The organism is Bradyrhizobium sp. I71, from assembly GCF_022354745.1.
GTDB classification, from domain to species: domain Bacteria; phylum Pseudomonadota; class Alphaproteobacteria; order Rhizobiales; family Xanthobacteraceae; genus Bradyrhizobium; species Bradyrhizobium liaoningense.
In genome coordinates this window covers 2,967,261-2,982,554 of sequence record NZ_CP059398.1, presented here as the reverse complement: position 1 = coordinate 2,982,554, position 15,294 = coordinate 2,967,261, and the positions used below count along the sequence as shown (strand labels likewise).

Here is a 15,294-nt window from a genome sequence, read left to right as displayed (position 1 = left end):
TAAGGCTCGCCGGGCGCGCTCAAGACGCCCGAACGTTTACGCCGGTACATGAGGACTTAAGGGATCAGAACTGCTGCACGAGATGTCGTATCTGACAGTCCAAACGCTACAATATGGCGTGACTCCCGCGCAAGAGTCCGCCGACTCGCGTCCACATGTTCCGTGGTGAAAAACCCGCAAAATCGGCACCGCAAGACTACGGATTCAGCGTTTCGCGGGGCTTTCCGGGCGGCATTGACACCCGTCTTGCCAAGCATAAGATAGTCCTACGTGCCGCCCTTAAAAGGCGGCACGTTTCGTTTTCCGGGCCGGTCAATGGTGCGTTGCGTAATGCACGCGTCACACCGTCCGCAACATTCAAGTGACGTCATGACCAACAGCGCCGCGCCGCATTTGCTCCCCGTTTTCGCCAGGGCCGACCTCGGTTTCGAGCGCGGAGAAGGCTGCTGGCTGATCGCGACCAATGGCGATCGCTATCTCGATTTCACCTCCGGCGTGGCGGTGAATGCGCTCGGCCATGCGCATCCCACGCTGGTCAAGGCGTTGCAGGAGCAGGCGACGAAGCTCTGGCACATGTCGAACCTGTTCCAGAGCCCGGACGGCGAGAAGCTCGCGGCGCGTCTGTGCAATGAAAGTTTTGCGGACTTCGTGTTCTTCTGCAATTCCGGCGCCGAGGCGCTTGAAGGTGTGATCAAGCTGGTGCGCCACCATCACTTCTCCAAGGGGCATCCTGAGCGCTATCGCATGATCACATTCGAGGGCGCCTTCCATGGCCGCACGCTGGCGACGCTGGCCGCCACCGGTTCTGCAAAATATCTCGAGGGCTTCGGCCCGCCGATGGACGGCTTCGACCAGGTGCCGCATGGCGATCTGGAAGCCGTGAAGAAAGCGATCGGCCTGAACACCGCCGGTATTCTCATCGAGCCGATCCAGGGCGAGGGCGGCGTTCGTTCTGCGCCTCCCGCGTTCCTGAAGGCACTGCGCGAGCTCTGCAACGAGCGCGGCCTCTTGCTCGCCTTCGACGAGGTGCAGACCGGCATGGGCCGCACCGGCGAACTCTTTGCCTACAAGCGCACCGGCGTCGTGCCCGACGTGATGTCGCTTGCGAAGGCGCTCGGTGGCGGTTTCCCGATCGGCGCGGTGCTCGCCACCGCCGACGCTGCACGCGGCATGGGGCCGGGCTCGCACGGTTCGACCTTCGGCGGCAATCCGCTCGCGATCTCGGCTGCGAACGCCGTGCTCGACGTCATGCTCAAGCCCGGCTTCTTCGATCACGTGCAGAAAATGTCGCTGCTGCTGAAGCAGAAGCTCGCCTCCGTGATCGATCGCCATCACGATGTCGTCAGCGAGGTGCGCGGCGAGGGGCTCCTGATCGGCATCAAGGCCGTGGTGCCCTCGGGCGATCTCGTCGCGGCGCTGCGCGCCGAAAAATTGCTCACCGTCGGAGCCGGCGACAACGTCGTGCGCTTCCTGCCGCCCTTGATCGTTACCGAGGCGGAGATCGAAGACAGCGTCGGGCGGCTCGAACGCGCCTGCACTGCGATCTCGTCCAGCCAGACCAAGCGGGCGGCAAGCTGATGAGCAAGACGCCCAATAAAGCTCCAAAGCACTTTTTGGACATCAACGAGCTGCCGCTGTCGGAGCTCAAGAGCATGCTCGCCGCCTCGTCCGCCATGAAGGCGAAGCAGAAGGCGCACCAGCCGGTCAGGCCGCTCGAAGGCAAGACGCTGGCGATGATCTTCGAGCGGCCCTCGACGCGCACGCGGGTGTCGTTCGATGTTGCCATGCGCCAGCTCGGCGGCGAGCCCATCATGCTCACCGGCGCCGAGATGCAGCTCGGTCGCGGCGAGACCATCGCCGACACCGCGCGGGTGCTGTCGCGCTATGTCGATGCGATCATGATCCGCATCCTCAATCACGAGGCGCTCCTGGAGCTTGCGGCCTATGCGACCGTGCCCGTGATCAACGGCCTGACGCGGCGGTCGCATCCCTGCCAGGTGATGGCCGACCTCATGACCTATGAGGAGCATCGCGGCCCGATCGAGGGCAAGACGGTGGCCTGGACCGGCGACGACAACAACGTGCTGGCGTCCTGGGCGCATGCCGCCGAGCGCTTCAAATTCCAGCTCAACGTCGCAACACCTCCGGAGCTCGCGCCGAAGAAGGCAATGCGCGACTGGATCAAGACGTCAGGCGCGCCGATCGTGCTCGGCACCGATCCGGAAGCCGCCGTGCGCGGCGCCGATTGCGTCGTCACCGACACCTGGGTGTCGATGGGCGACAAGGAGGGCGAGCATCGCCACAACGTGCTCAAGCCCTACCAGGTCAATGCCAAGCTGATGTCGCTGGCCAAGCCCGATGCGCTGTTCATGCACTGCCTGCCGGCCCATCGCGGCGAGGAGGTCACGGATGACGTGATCGATGGTCCGCAATCGGTCGTTTTCGACGAGGCCGAGAACCGCCTGCACGCGCAAAAGGGCATTCTGGCCTGGTGCTTCGACGCGGTGAAATAGCGGGGGCGTGTGGTGGCGTTGCTGTCGCCCCGCGCGCCGCTGATCGTCCCGGATCAGCGCTCGCTTGTCCGGAACGATCGCGGAATATGTGGTGGTCGCCGCCCCCTTCCATTCTCAGCCCTCCGACCCCAGATAACGCGCCATGGTTTCCCAATCCCCTGACATGAAAACCGGGCCTGAAGGCCCGGTTCGCGCACCATCGGCGGTTCCGATCGACGACGCCGTGCTGCCTTACGAGGTCGACGCGCTCGATGTGCGCGGGCGGCTGGTGCGGCTCGGCCCGGCGCTCGACGATATCCTGACCAAGCACGATTATCCCGCACCCGTCGGCAAGCTGCTCGGTGAAGCCATCGTGCTGACGACGTTGCTCGGCACCGCGCTGAAGTTCGAAGGTCGCTTCATTCTTCAGGCCCAGACCGACGGTCCGGTGTCGTTCCTGGTCGTCGACTACATGGCGCCGGATCGCCTGCGCGCCTATGCACGCTTTGACGCCGAGCGCCTCGGCGAGGCCAAGGACGCCGGCATGCAGTCTGGCACGCTGCTCGGCCGCGGCCATCTCGCCATGACCATCGACCAGGGCCCCGACATGAGCCGCTACCAGGGTCTGGTTGCACTCGACGGCGGCAGCCTGGAAGACGCCGCGCACGAATATTTTCTCCGCTCCGAGCAGATCCCGACGCGCGTGCGCCTTGCGGTCGGCGAGGAGTGGCGCTCGAGCGACGGCGGCAAGCATCGCTGGCGGGCCGGCGGCATGCTGATGCAGTTTCTGCCGAAGGCGCCGGAGCGCGCCCGGCAGGCCGATCTGCATCCCGGCGATGCGCCTGAAGGTGTCGAAGTGCACAGTGTCGCCGAAGACGACGCCTGGGTCGAGGCGCGTTCGCTGATCGAGACCGTCGAAGACGTCGAGCTGATCGATCCCGAACTCTCGGGCGAGCGGTTGCTCTACCGTCTCTTCCACGAGCGCGGCGTGCGCGTGTTCAAGCCGCAGGTCCTCAAGGCGCAGTGCTCCTGCTCGCGCAATGCGGTCGCCTCGATGCTCAAGAGCTTTTCGCCGGACGATCGTGCCGCAATGGTCAAGGACGACAAGGTCGTCGTCACCTGCGAGTTCTGCTCGTCGGTGTACCAGTTCTCGCCCCACGAGGCGGGCGTGGAAGACGCCTAACGCGGCATCCTCGCAAGGACGATGTGGAGGCAGCTCGCCAAACGTTCGGACATCGCAGGGTAGGCACAGTGGAGCGTGCCCGCCACGTCCCGTGCGACGATCGGAATGGTGGGCATGGCGCTCTGCGCCTCTGCCCGCCCTGCGACACCGCGCTAGTTCAACACCCGCTTGTTGTCGGGACTGTCGAGCGAGAACGTCGGCACGTCGATCTCGAAGCGCTCGCCGGTTTCGCTGACCATCTGGTAGCGGCCGGTCATGAAGCCCGAGGCGGTCGAGAGCGGCACGCCGGAGGTGTATTCGAAGCGCTCGCCGGGGGCCAGGATCGGCTGCTCGCCGACCACCCCCTCGCCCTTCACCTCCTGCTGGCGGCCGGAGGCGTCGGTAATGATCCAGTGCCGCGTCTTGAGCTGCACGGTCTCCTCGCCCGAATTGGTGATGACGATGGTGTAGGACCAGAAATAGCGCGAGCGGTCGGCCGACGACTGCTCCGGAACAAAGTTCGGCTCGACGGTTACTTCGATCTGGCGGGTCACGGCGCGGTACATGGTTGCTATAATAGCCAAATCCGTCCCGGGAACCAAACGCCACAGACGGCTTTGGCGACATCGTCCCGCCAGAATTCGAAGGGAAGGACACCCCAAAGGGAGATTACCCTAAATGATCCGGGCCGCTTTGCGAGACGACGGCGGGACCCCTACATTCCTTCAACGTCGCGTTTTGCGGAAGGGTTCTTAGGCCCCCGATGACCATTGCCGACCAAGTGACGGGATCGACGATCGCGGGGACCGCGGAGGCCAGACCCGCAGGGACCAAGCCGCGCGCCGCCGCGCCGGCTATCACGCTGCCCGCCATCGGCGAGCGCGAGCTCCGGCTCGATCTGTTCCGCGGGCTCGCGCTGTGGCTGATCTTCATCGACCACCTGCCGCCGAGTCTGTTGACCTGGTTCACGATCCGCAATTACGGCTTCAGCGACGCTACGGAGATCTTCATCTTCATCTCCGGCTACACCGCCGCCTTCGTCTACGGCCGGGCGATGCTGGAGAGCGGCGTCCTCATCGCCACCGCGCGCATCCTGCGCCGGGTCTGGCAGATCTACGTCGCCCACGTCTTCCTGTTCACGATCTTCCTTGCGGAGATCTCCTATGTAGCGACCAGATTCGAGAACCCGCTCTACACCGAAGAGATGGGCATCATGGACTTCCTCAAGCAGCCGGACGTCACCATCGTGCAGGCGCTGCTCCTGCGCTTTCGTCCCGTCAACATGGACGTGCTGCCGCTCTACATCGTGCTGATGCTGGCGCTGCCCCTGATCCTGTGGTCGATGAAATGGCGGCCCGACGTCACCCTCGGTCTTTCGGTCCTGCTCTACGCGGTCACCTGGGAGTACGATCTTTATCTGTCGGCCTATCCGAACGGCTTCTGGGCCTTCAATCCCTTTGCCTGGCAATTGCTGTTCGTGTTCGGTGCCTGGTGCGCGCTCGGAGGTGCGCGCCGCATGTCGCGTATTCTGTCGTCACGCGTCACGATGTGGCTGGCGATCGCCTATCTCGTCGCGTCGTTCTACGTGACGCTGACCTGGTATGTGCCGCAGCTCTCCCAGTTCATGCCGAAGCTGATCGAGCAATGGATGTATCCGATCAACAAGACCGATCTTGACGTGCTGCGCTTCACGCATTTCCTGGCGCTGGCCGCGCTCACGGTGCGCTTCCTGCCGCGGGACTGGCCGGGCCTGAAGTCGCCCTGGCTGCGGCCGCTGATCCTGTGCGGCCAGCATTCCCTCGAGATCTTCTGTCTCGGCGTCTTCCTTGCTTTCGCCGGCCACTTCATCCTGGCCGAAGTCTCCGGCGGCGCAGCCATGCACGCCTTGATTAGTCTCTCCGGAGTCCTGATCATGTGGGGGGTAGCCTGGGTCATTTCGTGGTACAAGCGCGTGGCTGACAAGAGCGGTGCGAAGACCAAAAACGCCGTCGGCAATGCCGATCTGGCGGGAGGGGGCTGATGAAGGCGAAGGTTCTCCTGAGCCTGATCCTGCTATGCGGTGGCCTCGCCGCGCCTGTGGCGCGTGCGGGCGATGCTGCGCCCACGGCTCCCCCCGCGGCGCCCCCTTCCTGCGAATTGCCGGCCTACCTGCTGGCCAGCGAAAGCCCGCTGCCCAAGGTCGCCGCCGCCGTCAAGGCCGGCAAGCCGCTCGATATCCTGGTCATCGGCAGCCGCTCGACGACCATTCCATCTTCGGAGAACAGCTCGTACCCGGCGCGCATGGAGGCGATCCTCAAGGAGAAGCTGCCGCCGTCGGAGGCGGTGCATGTCTCCGTAGAAATACAGAGCAAGAAAACGGCGGAGGAGACCGCCTCCACTTTCGTTAAGCTGATGGAAGCAAAAACGCCTACGTTGGTCATCTGGCAGACAGGGACGGTGGACGCTATCCGCGCCAGCGATCCCGACGAGTTTCGCAGCGCCGTCACCGAAGGGGTTGCTGCGTTGCAAAATGCGGGGGCTGACGTCGTCTTGATGAATCTGCAGTATAGTCCACGCACTGAAACCATGATCTCGGCGCAGCCTTTTCTCGATAATATGCGGGTGGTGGCGCAGGAGCACAGTATTCCGCTGTTCGATCGTTTCGCGATCATGCGGCAGTGGAATGATCAGGGTCAGTTCGACCTGTTCAGCCCGTCCCGCGGGCCCGAGCTGGCGAAGCAGGTCCATGATTGCCTTGGCCGGGCGTTGGCACAGTTCGTGTTCGACGCAGCCCGTCTCGAGCCGGCCCAGCAGCAGAATTGAGGTCTAGCGTTAATGAGTTCTCTCCGCCCTTTTTGCCTGACGACATGGCTGGCCGCGCCTGCAGCCGCGGCGCTGTTGTTGCTGATTCCGGCCTCGAAATCGCATGCCCAGACGCCAGCCGCCCAGGCGACCCCCGCCCCCGCGCAATCGGCTGATCCCGCTTCCACTTCGCCGTCCCAGACCACCGTCGCTGCGACGTCGCCCGAGCAGCGCGGCATCACGGCGCGCGCCATCGACAAGGTGAAGCAGGCCGCCAAATCCGCCAGCGACATCTTCAACCGTGTGCCCTGCCAGCCGCCGAAGGACGGTTCGAAGGCGATGGGCTCGCTGCCGCACGTTGCTGGCAAGCTCGTCGCCGGCCTGCCCGTCGTCATCGTCGCGTTCGGCTCGTCGTCGACTCAAGGGTTCGGCGCGAGCTCGCCGGAGTTCAATTACCCCAATCGTCTCGCTGCGCAGCTGCGCCGGCACTATCCGACCGCCGACATCAGCGTCATCAATGCCGGCGTCGGCGGCGAGGACGCCCCCGAGATGATGAAGCGCCTCCAGACGCAGGTGATCGACAGGCATCCGGATCTTGTGATCTGGCAGGTCGGCACCAACGCCGTGCTGCGCAATCTCGATCCCGGCGAAACCGCCAAGATGGTGGAGGACGGCATCAGCCGCATCCAGGCCGCGGGCGGCGCCGACATCGTGCTGGTCGATCCGCAATATTCGCCGGCCGTCAACCAGCGCGCCGAGAGCGCTGGCAAGATGGTGAAGCTGCTCAGCAAGGTCGCCGAGCTCCGTCACGTCGGAATCTTCCCGCGCTTCGAGGTGATGCGCGACTGGCATGAGAAGCAGGCCATTCCGGTCGAGGGCTTCGTGATCGCCGATGGCCTGCACATGAACGATTGGGGCTATGCCTGCTTCGCTCAGCTGTTGGGTGATGACATCATCCGTTCCGTCGGCCAGATCAAGCTCGGGGTGAACGTGCCCGCGGACGTGCGGACGTACCGGCCGATGTGAGAGGGCGAATAGGGAATGGCGAGTAGCGAATAGATCGACCTATTCGCCAATCACTATTCGCCATTCACGCCTTCTCCAGCGCCGCCGTCAGATCCTCGATCAGATCGTCGGCATGTTCGAGCCCCGCGGAGAAGCGAATGAATCCCTCGCTGATCCCGAGCGCGGCACGGTCCTCCGGCTTCAGGCGCTGATGCGTCGTCGTCGCCGGATGCGTGACGAGGCTCTTGGCGTCGCCGAGATTGTTCGAGATCTTCGCAAGCTTCAATTCGTTGAGCATGCGGAACGCGGCCTGCTTGCCGCCCTTGACCTCGAAGCCGACCAGGGTCGAGCCTCCGCGCATCTGCTTCTTCACCAAAGCTGCCTGCGGATGATCGGCGCGGCCGGGATAGGCCAGCCGCGAGATCTTCGGATGGCTCGCCAGCACCTCGGCGATGCGCGCTGCGGTCTCGGTCTGCGCGCGCACGCGCACGCCCAGCGTCTCCAGGCCCTTGAGCAGGACCCAGGCATTGAACGGCGAGATCGAGGGACCGGTCTGGCGCATGAAATTGTGGATGTGCTCGGCGATGAAGGCTTCCGACGACAGGATGATGCCGCCCAGGCACCGGCCCTGGCCGTCGATATGCTTGGTGGCGGAATAGACGACGACGTCGGCCCCTAGCGCGAGCGGGCTCTGCCAGATCGGCGTGGCGAACACGTTGTCGACCACGAGCCGCGCGCCGCCCTTGTGCGCGATCTCGGCGATCCCGGGGATGTCGAGCACGTCGAGGGTCGGGTTGGTCGGGCTCTCCAGGAAGAACGTTTTCGTGTTGGGCTTCAGCGCGCGCTGCCATTGGTCGAGATCGAGCCCGTCGACCAGCGTGGTCTCGATGCCGTAGCGCGGCAACAAGTCCTGGATGACGTAGAGGCAGGAGCCGAACAGGGCGCGCGAAGCCACGACGTGATCGCCGGCCTTGAGCGGTGCGAGGATCGCGGTCGTCACCGCGGCCATGCCGGTCGCCGCCGAGCGGGCGGCTTCGGCGCCTTCGAGCTCGATCATGCGGCGCTCGAACATCGCGATGGTGGGGTTGGAGTAGCGCGAATAGATGAAGCCGGGGTCCTCGCCCTTGAACCGCGCCTCGCACTCCTCGGCGCTGTTGTAGACGTAGCCTTGGGTGAGGAACAGCGCCTCCGACGTCTCGCCAAATTGCGAGCGCAGGGTCCCGGAATGGACCAGGCGGGTTTCGGGACGGTAGTTGGCAGGCGACTTCGACATAGGACCCTCCGACATGACCATTCGATGCGCAAACGGTCACAAAAAAACCGGCCTGGATATCTCCACGGGCCGGGATCACAGAGGTCCCCGGCCTGTTTAGCGACTTATTTAACGTGGCTGCAAGCCGGCCGGCTCAAATCACCACGGGATAAGTGATGCTCATATTCCGCAATGCCCTTTCCGTCAAGGCGTCCATCGGCTAGCCGTAACAGGCTGTTTTTCCCGTATGTCGGGATGCAAGAGAGCCCTGATGAGGACCCCCGGTTGACGTTCACGGTCGCCGCCGACGCCAATGGTATCCTGCCCGACCGCATGATCGCGGCGATGGCGGAAGCGGGGCTCATCCTGCCCGAATACGACTTCGTCGAGAGCCAGATCCAGCCGGCGAGCCTCGATCTGCGCCTCGGCGATATCGCCTATCGCGTCCGCGCCAGCTTCCTGCCCGGTCCCGGCGCCACGGTCGCCGAACGCATCGATGAATTGAAGCTGCACGAGTTCAGCCTCGCCGACGGCGCGGTGCTGGAGACCAACTGCGTGTACATCGTGCCGCTGCTGGAAAGTCTGGCGCTGCCGCCGGAAATCGTCGCGGCAGCCAACCCCAAGAGCTCGACCGGCCGGCTCGACGTCTTCACCCGCGTGATCGCCGACGGCACCCGCCGCTTCGACATGATCGGCGCCGGCTATCATGGCCCGCTTTACGCCGAGATCAGCCCGAAGACCTTTCCGGTGCTGGTGCGCGAGGGCTCGCGCCTGTCGCAGGTGCGTTTCCGCACCGGTGATGCCATCCTCAATGCCGACGAGCTCGAGGCGCTGCATGCCGCCGAGCGCCTCGTCGACATCGACGATGCCGACCTCTCCGGCGGTGTCGCCGTCTCCGTCGACCTCTCCGGCGAGAAGGCGAGCGGCTTCGTCGGCTATCGCGCCAAGCGCCACACCGGTGTCGTCGACGTCGATCGCCGCTCCGGCTACGCGGTCGAAGACTTCTGGGAGCCGATCTCGGCCCGCCCCGACGGCAGCCTCATCCTCGATCCCGGCGAGTTCTACATCCTCGCCTCCAAGGAAGCGGTGCAGGTGCCGCCCGACTACGCCGCGGAGATGGTGCCGTTCGATCCTTTGGTGGGCGAGTTCCGCGTGCACTATGCCGGATTCTTCGATCCCGGCTTCGGCTATGCCGGCGCCGGCGGGCAGGGCTCGCGGGCCGTGCTTGAGGTGCGCTCGCGCGAAGTGCCGTTCATCCTCGAGCACGGCCAGATCGTCGGCCGCCTCGTCTATGAAAAGATGCTCGCCCGCCCCGACGCGATGTACGGCCAGCGCATCGGTTCCAACTACCAGGCGCAGGGCCTGAAGCTGAGCAAGCATTTTCGGGTGTAAGTGTCAGCAAGCGCTGCGCGTGCACCATGGCTCAAAGCGGCGGCTTCGGCCGTGGCGGCTTCGGACCAAAGGCGCGTGCCGTATCGCGCTGCGGACGGTTCACCCTGGTTAGTGCGAGCTGTCGCGCATACTCCTTGTCGCCGGCGTCCTTGTACTGCGGACTGGTCAGTGCCGCCATCAACGCCACCACGTCGTCGATCTCGGTCTCCGTCAGCGCCAGCGGCTGGATGTCCTCATCGAGCCACGCGTCAGCGACGCCGTCGCCCTTGTTGTAGTGATCCATGACGTCCCACAGCGTTTCCATCGATCCGTCGTGAAAGTAGGGCGCGGTCACCAGGATATTTCGCAGGCCGGGCGTCTTGAAGGACGCAATGTCGCCCGGCCGCTTGGTGATCAGGAAACGTCCCAGAACCGACATTTCGTTCGCGATCGCCGCGTTGTCGACATCCAGCGCACGTCCCTGCGCCAGCTCGCGCTCGGCCTGCTCCGCCAGCGCACCGACGCGATGCCGAAGGATGCCGATGCCGATGTTGTGAAAATCGTGATCGGTGAAGACAGTCGGATCGCGCTCTCTATCCGTCAGCGCATGGCAAAGATTGCAACGCGCCTTGTTGTTGAACAATTCCCAACCACGTTTGGCCGAATCGCTGATCGCATTCGCATCTCCAGCGATGAAATGATCGAAGGGCGAATCGAAGGACGCGAGCGTCCGTTCATAGGTTGCAATGGCGCGCAACATGTCCTGTTCGTTGACGCCGCGGCCGAAGGCCTGCATGAACTGGGCCTGATAGTCCTTGTCGCCGGCGATCCTGGATACGGCATCGCCGATGCTGGCCGAGCCCATCTCGAGAGCGTTGGTGATCGGCAGCGCCGCCTGCTGCTCAAGCGTGTCGACGCGACCGTCCCAGAACTGCGACTTGTTGTAGAGCGCATTCAGCACGGTCGGGGCGTTGCGTTGGCCGGCGCGCCCATGGATGCCGATCGACACTGGCCTGCCGTCGGTGAAGGCGCGTGCCGGATCGTGGCACGTGGCACAGGCGATGGTGCCGTCGCCCGAGAGCTGGGCGTCGAAGAACAGCTTCTGTCCCAACGCAACCGTCGCAGGTGCAAGCGGGGTTGCCGGCGGGATCACTGACGCTGTCAGCGCCGCGGGAAAACCGACCTGATCCCGCGAGCGCGGCTCGGCGAGTGGCCCTTGCCGAGGCAGCGGCGGGGGTTGCCCCGGCGCCAGCGCTGGCGGTGGACCGACGGCGCTGTCTTCGTCCGCCGCCGATGCGGGAAGCAACGGCAAGATCTGCGACAGGAGCAGGAGAACGGCCAGCGATATTGCGCGCATCCGATAGCCCTTGTTCTCGGGACAAGTAAGAAAGCTAACACGAAAGGTCTTGAACGTCATGCTGAGCGAATCGATGAAAGCGTATCGAGATTGCTCCAAGCCGTAGACGAGCGAAGCGCTATTCGGGATGATCAGAGGAAGGATCCGGATATAGCGTCGCTCATCCGGTTACTTTTCTGGATCGCCGATCTGGTCGGGCATGACGGCCGCGCGCGTGGCTCGGTTGCGTCGCCTCTCGCGCAATGACACAGTCCGTTACAACAAATCCATCGGGAGCAAGCATGAGGAGCGAAACAGAAGCCGCGCAGAAAGCGCAATGGAGGCGCTGGCGGGCGGTCGCCGACCTCTATCATGCTTATTTCACCGGCCTCATCCTCACCGTGGTGACTCGGCGCGGGACAGCGGATGCCGCGGAATTCGTCTTCCGTGTGTTCCGCCGCCAGCAGCAGGAGCGTTTCCTGCCCGGGCTCGAGAAGCTCGGGCTTAAAGGTCTGCCGCCCGCGGTCGCGGCGGCGCAATATCACTATCTCTCCAACTGGATCGGCGGCGTGCATGTCGAATACATGTATGAGAGCGACAGCAAAGCCTGGATTCGCTATCCGCCGCCGCGCTGGATCTGGAGGGGCACCGCGATCTGCGGCGTGCCGGGCGAGGTCTCCAGCGCGATGCTGCGTGGCTGGCACGCCAACAACGGCGTTGCGCTTGGTGATCTCAGGCTTGGCTTCGTCTGCACCAAGCAGAGCGTCGATGGCCAGGATGGGCTCGAAGGCTATTATCATCAGTACGACCATCCGCTCGAGCCGGACCAGCGCCTGGTGTTCGCGCGTCATCTGGAAGCTCCATTGTTCGATGCGAAGACCGCGCCGGCGCTGCCGGTCGCGAGCTGGCCGAAGCCGCGTCTGGAAAAAGCCTATCGCAACTACGCCATGGAATATGTCCGCACCGCCGCGCCCGTGATGGTGCAGCTGTTCGGTCCGGAGGATGCCGGCTATCTCCTGCATCTCACCGGCAAGCTGATCGGCATGCAATATTTCGACGAGGTTGCCCCGGCGCTGGCGATGACCCGCGGCGGCGCGAGAGAGTTCGCATCGTTCCTGAGCGCGTTGTTTGCCGCGCAGGATGATGCGGCCGAGACCACGCAATCAGAAGGCACGTTCGAAATACACCAGCAGAGCTGGAAGCTGATGGACGACGTCGCCGACCACCACCCCGCTTGTGCGCAGGTGCTGGCGGGATTGTTCGAGGGGCTCGCCGCGGGGTGCGGACGGCACATCGGCGTGCAGATGCGCTCTGCGGTCGCTGGCCGTCCGCCACTGGTCTGGACGATCGGGTAGGATCGCCGATTGGGAGCGCTGCCGCAGGGCACGCCTGCACCCGACGCAGGAAGAATCGGCGCGCACCGTGCTAACAAGTCCCCGCCGCGCCCTGCGCGCGAATGGATTGATTGGCACACCCGTTCATTGCCGCGCCGCAAATGGCGCTTCTGCCCGGGAGAGGACATGACGGACATCGCCGAGATCCCGGTCGATGAGCAAGAGCGCCCGTTGCCGCCGCCCCCGCGCTCCGTCAAGAGCGCGCTGACCGACGGGCCGATCCTGCGCACGCTGCTCTCCCTCGCCTGGCCGAACGTGATCGGCTTGTCGGCCGGCATCTGCGTGGTGATCGCGGAGACCTCTTATGTCGGCCGGCTCGGTGTCGAGGCGCTGGCGGCGATGGCGCTGGTGTTTCCGACCGTGATCCTGACCATGACGATGTCGGGCGGCGCCATGGGCGGTGCGGTGGCCTCGGCCATCGCGCGTGCGCTCGGCGCAGGTGATCGCGAGCGTGCCGGAACGCTCGCCGTGCATGCGATGCTGATCGGCATCAGCTTCGGTCTCGTCTTCATGCTGGGCATGCTGATCTTCGGACCCAGGGTGCTCGAAATGCTTGGCGGCCGCGGCGCCGTGCTGACGCATGCGATCGCCTACACGCAAGTGTTTTTCGGCGGCGCCGTGCTGCCCTGGTTGCTCAACACCATGGCGGGTGTCCTGCGCGGCACCGGCAACATGAAGCTGCCGTCATTTCTCATCCTCAACTCCGCGGCCTGGCAGATCGTGCTCGGCGGCACGCTGGGTCTCGGTCTCGGACCGGTGCCGCAGTTCGGAATGCGCGGCGTCGCGGCCGGCGCGCTGATCGCCTATTCCATGAACATCTGCATCATGGGCTGGTACCTGTTCTCCGGCCGCGCGCGGATCGTACTGAGACTGCGCGGTTTGCGCATCCGATGGGCGATGTTCTTCGACATCCTCAAGGTCGGCGCCATCGCCTGCTTCTCGCCGCTGCAATCGGTGCTGACGATCTCGATCTTCACCCACATGCTGGCGAAGTTCGGCACCGCGATCCTCGCCGGTTACGGCATCGGCGCGCGGCTCGAGTTTCTGCTGACCTCGATCGCGTTCTCGTTCGGCATCGCCTGTGTGCCGATGGTCGGTATGGCGATCGGCGCAGGCCGCATCGCACGCGCCCGGCGCATCACCTGGATCGCCAGTGCGGCCGCTTTCGTGGCGGTCGGCGCGCCTGCGTGCCTCGTTGCGATGTTCCCGGATCTCTGGGTCAACATGTTCACCGACAGCGTGGCCGTACGCGCGGCGAGCCATCAATATCTCTCGACCGTCGGGCCGTTCTACGCCTTCTTCGGCCTTGCAACGACGATGTATTTCTCCTCGCAAGGCGCCGCCAAGGTGATCGGCCCGGTGCTCGCGCAGACGGCGCGGCTGATCTATATCGCGGCCGTCGGCTGGTGGCTGTCGACGCACGGCGCCAGCGCGCAGAGCTTCTTCTGGCTGGCCGCAAGCTCGATGGTCGTGCTGGGTGTGCTGTCGTGCTCCAGCGTGGTGCTGACACGCTGGGGGCCGCGCAAGGCGAAAGCTGCGATCAGGCCGGCGCTTTCGGCTGCCGACTAAAGCGCGATGCGAAAATCACGCAGCCGCGGGTGGGAATGCCCTGTGGATCGCGCCGACGGCCTCCTTCGTTTGCCCTTGAATGTAGGCCGCGAGTCCGTTCGGCAGCAAGTCGATGATCCAGACCAGCCGGCAGCGCACCTCGCTCTCGGCGATCACCTGCACGGAGGCGCTGTAATGCTTCAGCCGCTCGTTGCTGATGGCATAGACGAGGCGCTGTCGCGCATCGTCGCAATCGACCAGCACCTCGCGTGCGACCGAACCATTGGCAAAGGTGACGATGCGCGCATCGTCGTCGAGCGTGCAGGCGGTGACGAAGCCCGGCACCAGCCGCTGGTGCAGCGCGCCGAAATCGCGCACCGCGTCCCAGACGTCGTGTGCGGAGGCGGGGAGGGGAATGTCGTTGCGGATGGACGCCATGAACGTATCCTTGATTGTGATAAGTGGTGCCGCGGGCATCGTCATTGGGAGGGTGGCGAAGCAATCCAGAAATGTTTCCGCGGGGACAGCCTGGATTGCTTCGTCGCGAGAGCTCCTCGCAATGACGAAGGAGAGAGCTCACACGCAAACCGCCTCGACATTGTTGCCATCGGGGTCGATCAAGAATGCCGCATAGTAGGTCAGGCTGTAGTCCTTGCGCGGTCCGGCGCCGCCATTGTCGCGGCCGCCGCTCTTCAGCCCTTCGGCATGGAACGCCTTGACGGCGTCATGATCTTTGGCGCGGAAGGCGATATGGGCGCCGTCGGCATTGCGGCCCTTGTTCAGGTGCAGCCACAGCGCCGGCTGGCCCTTCGGCCCGAAGCCGGCATAACCGTCGCCGCTCGAGCACAGGACATAGCCGAGCGGCGCCAGCACTGCGGTGTAGAAGCGTGTCGAAGCGTCGAGGTCGGCAACACGCAATCCGATGTGGTCGTACATGGTCGTCTCCATTGCAG

General features: G+C 64.5%; 14 protein-coding genes and 1 riboswitch. Of the genes, 9 read left to right on the top strand and 5 right to left on the bottom strand.

What is annotated here, in order from left to right:
• Nucleotides 1-369 precede the first annotated feature (369 nt).
• The 3 genes from FJV43_RS14630 to FJV43_RS14620 all read left to right on the top strand — a co-directional run bounded on the left by FJV43_RS14630 (nucleotide 370) and on the right by FJV43_RS14620 (nucleotide 3,675).
• Nucleotides 370-1,578 carry an aspartate aminotransferase family protein gene (locus tag FJV43_RS14630; protein ID WP_239627957.1) on the top strand — a complete coding sequence of 403 codons (1,209 nt, stop codon included), beginning with the start codon at nucleotides 370-372 and terminating at the stop codon, nucleotides 1,576-1,578.
• Nucleotides 1,578-2,513: an ornithine carbamoyltransferase gene (argF, locus tag FJV43_RS14625; protein WP_061879661.1), complete on the top strand. Its 936-nt coding sequence runs from the start codon at nucleotides 1,578-1,580 to the stop codon at nucleotides 2,511-2,513. The genes FJV43_RS14630 and argF overlap by 1 nt, the downstream gene beginning before the upstream one ends.
• 142 nt (nucleotides 2,514-2,655) lie before the next feature.
• Entirely contained in the window at nucleotides 2,656-3,675 is a 1,020-nt protein-coding gene (locus FJV43_RS14620; protein WP_239627956.1) for an Hsp33 family molecular chaperone, read from the top strand.
• Between the two features lie 152 nt (nucleotides 3,676-3,827).
• Here FJV43_RS14620 and apaG read toward each other — a convergent pair whose 3' ends face one another.
• Nucleotides 3,828-4,220, bottom strand: a complete 393-nt coding sequence (gene apaG / locus FJV43_RS14615; protein WP_024337101.1) for a Co2+/Mg2+ efflux protein ApaG — start codon at nucleotides 4,218-4,220, stop codon at nucleotides 3,828-3,830.
• A 197-nt stretch (nucleotides 4,221-4,417) separates the two neighbouring features.
• On the opposite strand from apaG, the gene FJV43_RS14610 reads away from it, so the two are divergent.
• Genes FJV43_RS14610 through FJV43_RS14600 form a run of 3 tightly spaced genes read left to right on the top strand, consistent with a single transcriptional unit; the run spans nucleotide 4,418 to nucleotide 7,461 of the window.
• Nucleotides 4,418-5,674: an OpgC domain-containing protein gene (locus FJV43_RS14610; RefSeq protein WP_239627954.1), complete on the top strand. Its 1,257-nt coding sequence runs from the start codon at nucleotides 4,418-4,420 to the stop codon at nucleotides 5,672-5,674.
• On the top strand, nucleotides 5,674-6,456 hold the full coding sequence (locus FJV43_RS14605) for an SGNH/GDSL hydrolase family protein (RefSeq protein ID WP_239627952.1): 783 nt from the start codon (nucleotides 5,674-5,676) through the stop codon (nucleotides 6,454-6,456). The genes FJV43_RS14610 and FJV43_RS14605 overlap by 1 nt, the downstream gene beginning before the upstream one ends.
• A gap of 12 nt (nucleotides 6,457-6,468) precedes the next feature.
• Complete coding sequence (locus tag FJV43_RS14600; RefSeq protein WP_239627951.1) at nucleotides 6,469-7,461, top strand: SGNH/GDSL hydrolase family protein; 993 nt, start codon at nucleotides 6,469-6,471, stop codon at nucleotides 7,459-7,461.
• A 64-nt stretch (nucleotides 7,462-7,525) separates the two neighbouring features.
• Here the strand turns inward: FJV43_RS14600 and FJV43_RS14595 are convergent, their stop codons facing one another.
• Complete coding sequence (locus tag FJV43_RS14595; RefSeq protein ID WP_239627949.1) at nucleotides 7,526-8,713, bottom strand: O-succinylhomoserine sulfhydrylase; 1,188 nt, start codon at nucleotides 8,711-8,713, stop codon at nucleotides 7,526-7,528.
• A gap of 75 nt (nucleotides 8,714-8,788) precedes the next feature.
• A riboswitch (SAM riboswitch) is annotated at nucleotides 8,789-8,868 on the bottom strand.
• Between the two features lie 109 nt (nucleotides 8,869-8,977).
• On the opposite strand from FJV43_RS14595, the gene FJV43_RS14590 reads away from it, so the two are divergent.
• The gene (locus tag FJV43_RS14590) at nucleotides 8,978-10,084 is read left to right on the top strand and encodes a 2'-deoxycytidine 5'-triphosphate deaminase (protein WP_239627947.1); all 1,107 of its coding nucleotides are present in this window, start codon (nucleotides 8,978-8,980) and stop codon (nucleotides 10,082-10,084) included.
• 31 nt (nucleotides 10,085-10,115) lie between these two features.
• Here the strand turns inward: FJV43_RS14590 and FJV43_RS14585 are convergent, their stop codons facing one another.
• Entirely contained in the window at nucleotides 10,116-11,480 is a 1,365-nt protein-coding gene (locus FJV43_RS14585) for a cytochrome c peroxidase (protein WP_239627946.1), read from the bottom strand.
• 221 nt (nucleotides 11,481-11,701) lie between these two features.
• On the opposite strand from FJV43_RS14585, the gene FJV43_RS14580 reads away from it, so the two are divergent.
• Nucleotides 11,702-12,754: a hypothetical protein gene (locus FJV43_RS14580; RefSeq protein ID WP_239627944.1), complete on the top strand. Its 1,053-nt coding sequence runs from the start codon at nucleotides 11,702-11,704 to the stop codon at nucleotides 12,752-12,754.
• Nucleotides 12,755-12,919: 165 nt separating this feature from the next.
• The gene (locus FJV43_RS14575) at nucleotides 12,920-14,362 is read left to right on the top strand and encodes an MATE family efflux transporter (protein ID WP_239627942.1); all 1,443 of its coding nucleotides are present in this window, start codon (nucleotides 12,920-12,922) and stop codon (nucleotides 14,360-14,362) included.
• 15 nt (nucleotides 14,363-14,377) lie between these two features.
• On the opposite strand, the gene FJV43_RS14570 is transcribed toward FJV43_RS14575, so the two are convergent.
• Together FJV43_RS14570 and FJV43_RS14565 are read right to left on the bottom strand one after the other, a co-directional pair.
• Complete coding sequence (locus FJV43_RS14570) at nucleotides 14,378-14,779, bottom strand: SRPBCC family protein (protein WP_239627941.1); 402 nt, start codon at nucleotides 14,777-14,779, stop codon at nucleotides 14,378-14,380.
• A 138-nt stretch (nucleotides 14,780-14,917) separates the two neighbouring features.
• The gene (locus FJV43_RS14565) at nucleotides 14,918-15,277 is read right to left on the bottom strand and encodes a VOC family protein (RefSeq protein ID WP_239627939.1); all 360 of its coding nucleotides are present in this window, start codon (nucleotides 15,275-15,277) and stop codon (nucleotides 14,918-14,920) included.
• Nucleotides 15,278-15,294: the final 17 nt, after the last annotated feature.

Excerpts from the sequence above, each read along its gene's own strand:
- FJV43_RS14565 (WP_239627939.1), bottom strand. The coding sequence starts at position 15,277 with ATGTACGACCACATCGGATTGCGTGTTGCCGACCTCGACGCTTCGACA.
- FJV43_RS14580 (WP_239627944.1), top strand. The coding sequence starts at position 11,702 with ATGAGGAGCGAAACAGAAGCCGCGCAGAAAGCGCAATGGAGGCGCTGG.
- FJV43_RS14595 (WP_239627949.1), bottom strand. The coding sequence starts at position 8,713 with ATGTCGAAGTCGCCTGCCAACTACCGTCCCGAAACCCGCCTGGTCCAT.
- FJV43_RS14605 (WP_239627952.1), top strand. The coding sequence starts at position 5,674 with ATGAAGGCGAAGGTTCTCCTGAGCCTGATCCTGCTATGCGGTGGCCTC.
- apaG (WP_024337101.1), bottom strand. The coding sequence starts at position 4,220 with ATGTACCGCGCCGTGACCCGCCAGATCGAAGTAACCGTCGAGCCGAAC.
- FJV43_RS14610 (WP_239627954.1), top strand. The coding sequence starts at position 4,418 with ATGACCATTGCCGACCAAGTGACGGGATCGACGATCGCGGGGACCGCG.
- FJV43_RS14630 (WP_239627957.1), top strand. The coding sequence starts at position 370 with ATGACCAACAGCGCCGCGCCGCATTTGCTCCCCGTTTTCGCCAGGGCC.
- FJV43_RS14570 (WP_239627941.1), bottom strand. The coding sequence starts at position 14,779 with ATGGCGTCCATCCGCAACGACATTCCCCTCCCCGCCTCCGCACACGAC.
- FJV43_RS14575 (WP_239627942.1), top strand. The coding sequence starts at position 12,920 with ATGACGGACATCGCCGAGATCCCGGTCGATGAGCAAGAGCGCCCGTTG.
- FJV43_RS14620 (WP_239627956.1), top strand. The coding sequence starts at position 2,656 with ATGGTTTCCCAATCCCCTGACATGAAAACCGGGCCTGAAGGCCCGGTT.
- FJV43_RS14600 (WP_239627951.1), top strand. The coding sequence starts at position 6,469 with ATGAGTTCTCTCCGCCCTTTTTGCCTGACGACATGGCTGGCCGCGCCT.
- FJV43_RS14585 (WP_239627946.1), bottom strand. The coding sequence starts at position 11,480 with ATGACGTTCAAGACCTTTCGTGTTAGCTTTCTTACTTGTCCCGAGAAC.
- argF (WP_061879661.1), top strand. The coding sequence starts at position 1,578 with ATGAGCAAGACGCCCAATAAAGCTCCAAAGCACTTTTTGGACATCAAC.